This is a genomic window from Kitasatospora sp. NPDC092286 (assembly GCF_044755565.1).
Lineage (GTDB): Bacteria > Actinomycetota > Actinomycetes > Streptomycetales > Streptomycetaceae > Kitasatospora.
Window position 1 is genome coordinate 79,889 of record NZ_JBIVRD010000037.1, and the last position, 6,478, is coordinate 86,366.

Annotated in this window: 5 protein-coding genes; all 5 read left to right on the forward strand. The window is 76.8% G+C overall.

The genetic code is table 11. The annotated features are described in order from the left end of the window. Nucleotides 1-2: 2 nt before the first annotated feature. The gene (locus tag ACIQIB_RS30435) at nucleotides 3-638 is read left to right on the forward strand and encodes a hypothetical protein (RefSeq protein WP_400761931.1); all 636 of its coding nucleotides are present in this window, start codon (nucleotides 3-5) and stop codon (nucleotides 636-638) included. 213 nt (nucleotides 639-851) lie between these two features. Further along, entirely contained in the window at nucleotides 852-2,639 is a 1,788-nt protein-coding gene (locus tag ACIQIB_RS30440) for a hypothetical protein (RefSeq protein WP_400761933.1), read from the forward strand. Continuing rightward, a complete protein-coding gene (locus tag ACIQIB_RS30445; protein ID WP_400761935.1) occupies nucleotides 2,636-3,493 on the forward strand; it encodes a Scr1 family TA system antitoxin-like transcriptional regulator in 858 nt (285 codons plus the stop codon). Before ACIQIB_RS30440 ends, ACIQIB_RS30445 begins: the two co-directional genes overlap by 4 nt. Continuing rightward, entirely contained in the window at nucleotides 3,490-5,325 is a 1,836-nt protein-coding gene (locus ACIQIB_RS30450) for a hypothetical protein (RefSeq protein ID WP_400761937.1), read from the forward strand. Before ACIQIB_RS30445 ends, ACIQIB_RS30450 begins: the two co-directional genes overlap by 4 nt. Next, nucleotides 5,322-6,478 (forward strand): glycoside hydrolase family 15 protein (locus ACIQIB_RS30455; RefSeq protein ID WP_400761939.1); only part of this gene is annotated, 1,157 nt, incomplete at its 3' end. The genes ACIQIB_RS30450 and ACIQIB_RS30455, both read left to right, overlap by 4 nt.

The following is a 6,478-nucleotide window of genomic DNA, read 5'->3' on the forward strand; positions in this document are numbered from 1 at the left end:
CCATGCCCCTCACCGACCTCGCGTCCACACTCGCGGACGAGCCGTCCGGCCACGAGGACGACGAGCGCACCGCCCGTCACGAGAACCTCCTCCAGGACGTCCAGAACTGGCTTGAGCCCGTCGCACCGGACGGCGCACACAGGGTCCTCGACCCCGGGTTCGGCCAGGCGGTCCCCGCCGTTGCCCTCGCGGCACGGGCCGAGGCGGTCTCGGCCGCGACCGGCCTGCCGGTGGCCCTGCTGGAAGACGCCCCGGCACCGCACCGTAGCGAGGCTCTCACCGACCTGGTCGACGGCACCGTGCGCTATGTCGGGGCCAGGGCCCGCTACCGGGACGGCCTGCACGTGACCGTGCGCTGGCCCGACCCGGCGGACGAGCCCCCGGCGACCGACGAGGTCCGCCAAGCGGCGACGTCCTGCGCGCTGTTCAACGACGGCCTGCTCGTCGTGGACGGCACCCCGCTGCCCGCGACCGTCTACCGGCCGGGGCGCGGGGCACCGGTGATCACCAGGGCCGCCATGGCCCGCGGCTGGTACGTCAGCGTGCACGGTCCGGACCGTGACGGCATCCGGGTGCAACTAAAGACCGTCAACCGGGCGCCGGGCCCGGGCCTTCCGCGCCGGGGCAACGCCACCTGACCCGCCCGACACCCCTGACCGCCCCGCACCTTCGCGACCAAGGACCCGATGCCCGCCGCCCAGCCGCCCGTGTCACCGCCGCCCGCCTCCACCCGCCGGCCGCCGGGCCACCGGTTCCAGGGCGACGAGGGGCCCGGTCCCGCCGCCCTTCACCGCCCCTGACACCACGGCCCGCACCCGACCTCCAGGAACCCTGTGAACCACGCCAACCCCGTGTCCACTCCCGTCACCGTCCACACCCCGCAAACCGCGGCGCGACTGCTCGCCGGGACCCTGCCCCAGGGCCGGGCCTCGCTCGACTGGGCCGCCGAGCTGTGCGGTCCGGGCAGCGTCGGGAGCATCGCCGCCGCCCGGAAGGCCCCGCTCGCCACTGTCCGACGCGAGACGGCGGCCCTGATGGAGCGCTGCCACACCTTCATTCGCGCCCAGCTCACCGCCCAGTACGCGGCCGCCGGCCTGGTCCCTGCCGGCCGCCTGCCGCGCGTGGCGGCGGACCCGCGGGAACTCGACCACGCGGACCGAGCACTGCTGCGGCTGCTCGCCCGCCTGCCCCACGCCGAGATCGCCGCCGAACTCGCCCTGACCCAGGCCACCGTGCGCGAGCGTGCCGCACGGGTTCGGCGGCTGCTGCACGTGACCACTGACCACGAGGCGACCGCACTCGCCGCGGGCAGCGGCCTAGTGCGGCCGAGCGACGCCCGCCCCGGCCTTCCGCTGCCCGCCCCGGACGTCCCCGCCCCACTCGCCCCGGCCGTAGCGGCGATCCTCACCGCCCTGGCCCGCACGCCGGACGCGGCCGCGCAGATCCCGCAACCCGAGCAACACGTCGTGGCCGCCGCCGTTGCCCACGCCCGCGCCGGCCACGGCTCACGGGTCCTGGTGATCGCCGCAGACGGCCCGGCGTGGGACAGCGCGATGGACACGTGGTCCCGCGCCCGCGAACACGAGGGAAGCGTGGTGGGGTTGTGTGCGCGGTCCCGCGGCGGTGCCGCGCACGACGACGGGCAGCGGGCCCTGGCCTGGACCCAGCGCGGCCTGCTCGACGTGGCCGGCACCCGCCAGCCGGTCACCGTCGTGGCCACGCCCGACGCCGTGGACCGGCTGGACGGCCTGAACCTCGCCCCCTGGGACCTGGTCGTCACCGTCGACGCCCGCACCAGCCCTCCCGGGGCGCCCGAACACCCCGGCGCGCGGCCAGGTGAGAGGCGGGACCTGCCCGCCGCGGCCCGCCTCGCCCTCACCTCCCTCCCCGCGCACCGCCCTCCCTGGGACGCCGACCTAGTGGTGCGGCACACTGCGGCGCTCGCCGCCGGACAGGGCCTGGTACGCGGCCACCGGCTGCTGGCCATGCCCTGGACAGCCGTCGCAACGACGGACGACGTGGCCGCCATGGTCCTCGACACGGCGCGGCGGCACGGGCTGCGGCGGGTACAGGTGGTCTGCCACCCGTCGTCAACGTGCCGGCGGGTCGCCGACGCGGTGGGCCGAGTGGGTGCGGCCCTGCCCGCGTGGCAGCGCCCGGCGTCCTCGTGGACCGGCGCGATCACCCCCAGCCTGCCCGCCAGGGAGCGGACCGAGGCGGCGCTGCGGTTCGCCGAGGGCCGCGAGGAACTCCTGGTGCTGGCCACGTGCGGACCACTGCGGGCCGCGGGCGCGGACGCGCTGCTGGTCCTCGCCCCACACGACGAGCACGCGGCGGTCGAGGCCGTCGAGTGGTCGCTCGAGCCCCGCGACCGACACGACGGCGCGCGCACACTCGCCGTCCTAGTCCCCGTCGCCTCCGATCCCGCCGGTAGCCCCGGCGCCGGCCCCAGCGCGGGCCGCGCCGAGGCGCTTCTTCGGGCGTGCGCCGCGCTGGACCCCGCCCTCGCAGGCCGCGCCGTCCAGCACCCGGCCGGGTCACGGTGGCCGTGGATCGAAGGAGTCCCGTACCTGAACACCCGACAGCGCGATCACCTCGACGCGGCCGTACGCGCCCTGACCACGGGACAGGCATCGTGACCGCCGACCTCGGCCCCGACGACGCCGAGGGGACCGCCGTGCAGGTGCCGAGCGGTCCGGTCGTCGCCGGCCTGCGCCTGGCCGCGCTACGCGAGGCCGGCAACCTCACCCCGCGGGCGGCCGCCGACGCGGCGAAGATCGGTGTGCAGCAGCTCGCCGCCGTCGAAGCGGGCCGGGCGCCGGCCCCGCCGCGTCCGCGGCTGAGCCGGCTGCTGCGTGCGCTCGGCGCCGACGAGGACCTGCCGGTCCTGAACTCTCTCATCCGCCAGACTTGGGCAGAGAGCACCGTCGACGACCAGGCCGGCTGGGCCGGCCGGCTGCAGAGCGTCCTGTCACAGGCCACCGGGTGGCGGACGGCGTGCGGCGGCATCGTGCCAGTGGGCGTGCGGACCGCCGCCTACCACCAAGCCCTCACCCGCAGCCGGAGCGCACGCGGAGACGGGGCCGTGTTCGCGCGGGTCGCGACGACGGCACCGCCGGTGCGAGCCCTGGTGCTCCTCGACGAGCAGGTCCTCGACCAGGCCACCGGCGGCCCGGCCACCGCCGCCGAGCAGTTCGACCACCTCGCCGAACTGACCAGGCACAGCTGGGTGACAGTGGCCCTCGTCCCAGCCGTCGCCTCGCCCGGCGGCCCCGCACTGACCCACCTCACCACCCCCGCCGGCCCGCTCGCCGTCGAGGCGGACGGCACCGGCGCCCGCTACCACACCGGAACAACGGCGCAGGAGGCGATCGCCCTCATCGACTCGGTCCGCCACCGCGCAGGCCGCCCCCAGGACGCCCCCGCACACCTGCGCGCCGCGGCCCAGTGGATGCACGCCCGCTCCACCGCCCGGGCGGGGGTGGCGCGATGACCGCACCCGACACCCCGCCGGCCACCGCCACGCAGGACGACGCCGAGCAGACGGTGCTGAACCTGCTCGCAGCCGGGCTCACCCCGGCGGCGATCGCCGCCCGCCACGGCGTGCACACTGACGAGGTCCACGACCTCCTCGGCGCGCTGCGCCACCGGTACGGGGTCCGCACGACGTACGGCCTCGTCGCCCGCCACTTCGCCGACCCGGCCGACCGCGCCCGGCCGTGTCCGCCGGCCCCGGCCGGTGAGGCCGGGATCACCCCGCTTCAGAGGCGTCTGCTGCGACTGCTCGCCGCCGACCACACCCCCGCCGAGGCCGCCGAGGCAGCCGGGGTTCGCCCGGACGAGGCCGCCGCCGCGCTCGCGGACCTGCAGCGCCGCTGGCACACCACCCTCGAAGGCGCTGTTGCCGTTCTCGCCTCCGGCCGCCGCGTTCGCCGGTCCGCCGCCCCGGACGGCGCCCCGGTGCCCCCAGCCGGCGACCCCCGCCGTCACCACAGCGGCGGCGACGCCGGGCAGCGGGAGTTGATGACGGGCCGGCGTACCGCCCTCGCCCGCCACGCCGAACAGGCCGTCGCCGCGGCGCACCGAGCGGTCGTGGTCTTGCAGGGCGGGGACCTGGCCGGCGCCCTCGTCCACTGGCGGGCCCGCAGCATGCCGGGCGCGAGCGTGATCGGCATCCACGCCCCGGGCGAACGGGTCGCAGCCGGCCGGGCCCCGGCCGGCTGCCCGCCGGTGTCCGACCCGGGCGCCCTGACCCGCCACCTCCGGGGGCCCGGTCCGCTGCTGGCTGTCACCACCGTCGCCGGAGCCGCCGTGCTCAGCGCCGCCCACCGGGCCGTCCACCTGCCGCCCTGGCACCTGCTGCTGGCCGAGGACGTCCTGGCCCTGGAAGCCGGCGGGCCGCCCGCAACCACCCTGCTGTCGGACGCGGCCGTGCCCGCCCACCGCCGGATCCTGCAGAGCACCACCACCGCCCTCCTCGACGGGTCCGGCCGACTGTGGAGCGCACGCCCCGGACCCCGCCACGGCCGCGCCCACGCGCTCGGCACTCCCGCCCCGCGCCCCTACCGGCTGGAGATAGCGCTCACCGCACCCCCGCGGCCCGCCGACGGAACTCGGCGCCTGGAGGACGCCGCCCGCATGGCCGTGGCCGCCACCGCCCACCGCCTGGCCGCGCGGGCCCGCGCCCTGGCCAACCCGCTCGGCCGGCGCGAACCACGCCGGATCCTGACCCTCACCTCGACCCAGCCGCAGCGCGAACGCGACCGGATTCACGCCCTGCTGGCCGGCGACGGTCGTGCTCTCGTTGCCACCACCGAGCTGCTGCTCGGCGCCAGCATCGACGCGCTGATGCTGATGGCCCCCGACCGGGACCCCTGGACCACCCTCGCCGTCCTGGAACAGGCCCTCGCCGCCCGCGCCCCCGAACTGCTCCTGCTCACCGGCCCCGTCGAACTCCCCGCCACCCGCCGCCGCACCGGCCCACGCCCAGCTCGCCGGACCCGCCACCGTGCTGGGCACCCTCGCAGCTCTCGACCCGGGCCTGCGCCGGGCCCTGGCCCGCGACCGCGAGCAGCCGGCCGCCGACCCGTGGCGCCGCACCGGCGCCCTGGAATCCGTCGCCCTGCCGGACGGCCTGTCGCCGATACTGCGCGGCCTCGTCGCCGAGGCCCTCCTCGACGCCGACACCCCCCGCACCGCACCCGGACGACGGCCCACGCCACCGCCCGCTCCCGCCCGGGAAAGCCCGGACCGGCGCCTGCCGCACCTCGCGACCGCCTGACCCCGGCCCGTCACCCTCCCACCCATGTAAGGACACCTCCATGACCGCCGCCCCGACCGAGCCGCGCGACCTGATCGAGGACCGCGCGCTGATCGGCAACATGCTGACCGCCGCCCTCGTCCACCGAAACGGGGCGATCGACTGGCTCTGCCTGCCCCGATTCGACTCGCCGGCGGCCTTCGCCGCCCTGCTCGGCACCGACGACCACGGCTCCTGGCACATCGGTCCCGCCGAAGCGTCCCCGCGCCCGGCCGACCGGCGCCGTTACGCGAGCGACTCGCTGATCCTGGAACAGGAGTGGGACACCCCCGGCGGCACCGTCCGCGTCACCAACGCCATGCCCACCGCCGAGAGCACCGAAGCCGACCCGGTGCCACGCATCGTCCGCGTCGTCGAAGGCCTCGCCGGCACGGTGACGGTGCGCTCCACCCTGCGGCCCCGGTTCGGCTACGGCCGCTTCGCCCCCCGGGTGCACCGCGTCGAACAGCCCGACAGCGCTCACCATTCCGGCATCGCCCACCGCCTGGCCGCTGTCGCCGGACCCGACGCACTCTGGCTCGACGGCCCCCACCACAGCGACGCGGACGGCACCCTCACCGCCGAGGTCACCGTCCGGGCCGGCGAACGCATCGCCTTCGTCCTCACCTACGACCAGTCCCACCGCCCCGCCCCGCCCCGCGTCGACCCCGACCGCGAACTGGAACGCACCACGCAGTTCTGGCACGAGTGGGCCGGCCAGTGCACCTACCAGGGCCCCTACCGCGAGGCCGTGATCCGCTCGCTGATCACCCTCAAGGGCCTCACCTACGCCCCGACCGGTGGCATCGTCGCCGCCCCCACCACCTCACTGCCCGAGGACATCGGGGGCGAGCGCAACTGGGACTACCGCTACACCTGGCTGCGCGACGCCGCCATCACCCTCTCCTCACTGCTGCGCACCGGCTACCGGGACGAGGCCAAGGCCTGGCGCGAGTGGCTGCTGCGCGCCGTCGCCGGGGACCCGGAGAACCTGCAGATCATGTACGGCATCGCCGGCGAGCGCGAGCTGACCGAGTCCTCGCTGGACTGGCTGCCCGGCTACGAGGGCTCCCAGCCCGTCCGAGTCGGCAACGGCGCGGCCGGCCAGCTCCAGCTCGACGTCTACGGCGAGGTCGTCGAGGCCCTGCACCTCGCCCACATGACCGGCCTGGTCCGCAA

What these genes read in the sequence shown, in the direction of transcription:
- ACIQIB_RS30435 (WP_400761931.1), top strand. Translation starts at nt 3, where the DNA reads ATGCCCCTCACCGACCTCGCGTCCACACTCGCGGACGAGCCGTCCGGC.
- ACIQIB_RS30450 (WP_400761937.1), top strand. Translation starts at nt 3,490, where the DNA reads ATGACCGCACCCGACACCCCGCCGGCCACCGCCACGCAGGACGACGCC.